Raw genomic sequence first — 2,646 nt, forward strand, 5'->3', positions numbered from 1 at the left:
ATAGGGTGCTGCCGGGCTCACGCCCGCCCACCGCGCGGCTTCGGCAAAGGTGAAACCCGCCGGTCCCTTCTTTGCAATCAATTCCAAGGCGGCGCGCAGCAACGCTTCTTTCAGGTTACCGTGGTGATAGCCGCGTGGGCCATCGCTCCTGTATTTCCAGCTCATGTAAATAGCTTTTACATGAGCTGACGGGCTTCGTCGCGCGAATTTTATGCTGGGATGTGGTTACTCAGAACCGGCAAAATTAGCTGAGGTCCATTGTTTCTTACATTGCCGACCATTTTGTCGAGTCGTGGTGACGATCCAGCGTGCGAAGCGGCAGAACGACTGGCGTGGCCCCTTGAAGGGGCCACGCCAACTCTCGACCCTTCGGGCTTAGGCTGCTAAGGCTCCGCCCCCGTCGCTGACGAGCCGGGCGCGGAGTCTTGCAAATTCGGCGTCGCTGATCGATCCCGCTTTTTTTAGCCCATCGAGTTTTTGGATTTCATCTGCGACGCTGAAACCAACCACGCGCCTAAGCTCATCACGCGCCTGCTGAGCTTGCTGCACATTGCGCTCTGCCATGCCTCTTCCCTGAAAGATCAAATATGCGAGGATGGCAAGGTACGAAAAGAAGATCAAAGCTATTACCCAGATGGCCTTGATCCAACCAGAAATATCGTGGCGACGGAACAGATCGGAAAAGACAACAATCAATAGCCAGAACCACACGACGAAGAAGAATATCCCCAGAACATCCATCAGAAAGTTGCGATAGGTGAAGCCTTCCTGAAAGAAGAACATTGCGATCCTCCTTTGCGCGCCTCAGCCTGTCACACCCAAAGCCATTATCTACTCTGGCAAACCGTACCACAATGGGCGAAACCTCGCCTACATTTGCTCTAAGCCGTTTTCATCTCGCGGCGCGCGAAACCAACTATCTGTCTCAAAAAAACAAGATTTCGGCTGTCCTCCGACCAGGCCAACGTGATCAATGTGATAACTAGATACTGTGCAATGAAGCAGAGTGCTTGAAGGGGTGACAACCATGGAGGCAACGGTGGATGTACTAATAATCTCTGCACTTATCCCGGATTACTGGCCACTTCTGGCTGGACTGAGTATGGCAGCGGCGCTGGCGCTGGTTCCTTTGTAGAGAGCGTGGGTGACGGCGAGGCTATCGCGACGCACGAGAATGCTCTCGATGCAGGCATCTTCACCGCTATCGCGGAACAACTCGATGCTATACTTGCCTTCACATACGAATTTTAGTTGAGGCCCCGCCCAGCGTACATCCGGCGGCGGATCGCGGGCGAGCAAGGAGATAAGGAGATCAAAAGCAGATTTCCAAATCCACAAGTTACCGTCTTTGATGCTAAGGGGCAGCACCATACCGCTATTGAACAACCGGTAGCATCGAAGCGTCGTGATTGAGCAAACGTTGCCAATCTTCCAGACCTCGCGCCTTCCCGCAACAGTTCGGAGAGAAGTTGTGCAACCAGAACGGCGAAGACCCTGACGAGCAATGGGAGGCGCGGCGCATTACCGTCGAATCGCAAGTCAATGGTAATTCGCGCGCGCATGAAAGCAGAGAGGGAGCATAACGAATGGTCCGCATAGCAATCTTAGATCGGGCCGACATGAATGCAGATCAGGCCCGCGTCTACGACGCAGCCAAGCAATCCAGCGGCATCGTGGGCGGGCCGTATTATGCCTATATCCACTTGCCAAGGTTGTTTGAGGCTTGCCAAAACCTGCGGGCCTCTCTGTCATCCGGACCATTGTCACAGCGAGAGCAACAGATTGTGAATCTTGTTGTCGCTCGGCACTGGAACGCTCGATATCCGTGGTTCGCGCAGGTTCGACGCTCGCTCGCCGTTGGCATTGAGCAGGGAGTCATTGACGCAATCAACGCGCATGGGAATCCCAGCTTGATTGATGCGCGCGAGCACGCTTGCATGGCCGTGGCGCGCGAACTTCTCGCAAGAAAAGGCCTCAGCGACGAAACCTATGCCGCTGCGGAAAAGGCGATGGGGTTGGAAAGTCTGGTGGCGTTGACTGCTTCGATTGGCAGCTTTTCGATGACCTGTATGACAGCCAACACGTTTGGGATCGATCCGCCGGCTGACAACCCGATCCCGCTCGCAGAATAGCTTTGCAAAGCGCTGGCGTCGTCAGCGGCATCGGACAACTGTCATAATCGACTACTCACATGGCGAATATCGACATGCAGGACGGGTCGCGGAGAAGGCTGCCGCTGGTATAGGTCGTCGGGAAGGCACGGCCTCGTCTTACCACCAGCGCTGTTGCATATAGTATTGGCCGGCGCGCGGACTGGCAGGTTGGGAGTTCCAATTGCGCTGGTAAAAGAAGCCGAAGCCGTTGTTGCCCCATTCGTTGCCGCTCGCAACGGGGACATTGACCGTAGGCCGGCGCATCACGAAGCCGCCCTGGGGCTGGTTTCTCGCAACGGGGACATTGACCGTAGGCCGGCGCATCAAGAAGCCGCCCTGGGGCTGATTGCTGAGCACCGCGACGAACTCGGTGCGATAGTTGGTCTCGCGGCTCAGCGGCTCGTCCGAGACGATGATCGAGGATCGCGGCAATGCAGTCGGCGCGATGCGATCGAGCACATCCTGCGGGATGGTGATGCGGTCGAGCGCGTCC

The 2,646-nt window shown here is 56.1% G+C and carries 5 protein-coding genes; 1 reads left to right on the top strand and 4 read right to left on the bottom strand.

Annotated elements, in window-relative coordinates; all coding sequences use genetic code 11:
- From VEV40_RS20760 to VEV40_RS16695, 3 genes are all read right to left on the bottom strand, one after another.
- Positions 1 to 165 (bottom strand): TetR/AcrR family transcriptional regulator (locus VEV40_RS20760; protein ID WP_414637853.1); only part of this gene is annotated, 165 nt, incomplete at its 3' end.
- A 210-nt stretch (positions 166 to 375) separates the two neighbouring features.
- Positions 376 to 783, bottom strand: coding sequence for a hypothetical protein (locus VEV40_RS16690; RefSeq protein ID WP_324833956.1), 408 nt, complete (start codon positions 781 to 783; stop codon positions 376 to 378).
- A 291-nt stretch (positions 784 to 1,074) separates the two neighbouring features.
- Positions 1,075 to 1,338 carry a hypothetical protein gene (locus VEV40_RS16695; protein ID WP_324833957.1) on the bottom strand — a complete coding sequence of 88 codons (264 nt, stop codon included), beginning with the start codon at positions 1,336 to 1,338 and terminating at the stop codon, positions 1,075 to 1,077.
- A 248-nt stretch (positions 1,339 to 1,586) separates the two neighbouring features.
- Between VEV40_RS16695 and VEV40_RS16700 the strand changes: the two genes are divergently transcribed.
- Positions 1,587 to 2,132 (top strand): hypothetical protein, encoded by a 546-nt coding sequence (locus VEV40_RS16700; protein WP_324833958.1) that lies wholly within the window; start codon positions 1,587 to 1,589, stop codon positions 2,130 to 2,132.
- A 138-nt stretch (positions 2,133 to 2,270) separates the two neighbouring features.
- Here VEV40_RS16700 and VEV40_RS16705 read toward each other — a convergent pair.
- Positions 2,271 to 2,646, bottom strand: a 376-nt coding sequence (locus tag VEV40_RS16705) for a hypothetical protein (protein ID WP_324833959.1), incomplete at its 5' end; no start/stop codon positions are given.

It is taken from the genome of Alloacidobacterium sp. (assembly GCF_035631355.1).
In the GTDB taxonomy this organism is placed as follows: domain Bacteria; phylum Acidobacteriota; class Terriglobia; order Terriglobales; family Acidobacteriaceae; genus Alloacidobacterium.

Bases quoted from the DNA above. Each gene is read 5' to 3' on its own strand.
- VEV40_RS16690 (WP_324833956.1), bottom strand. From the start codon at position 783: ATGTTCTTCTTTCAGGAAGGCTTCACCTATCGCAACTTTCTGATGGAT.
- VEV40_RS16700 (WP_324833958.1), top strand. From the start codon at position 1,587: ATGGTCCGCATAGCAATCTTAGATCGGGCCGACATGAATGCAGATCAG.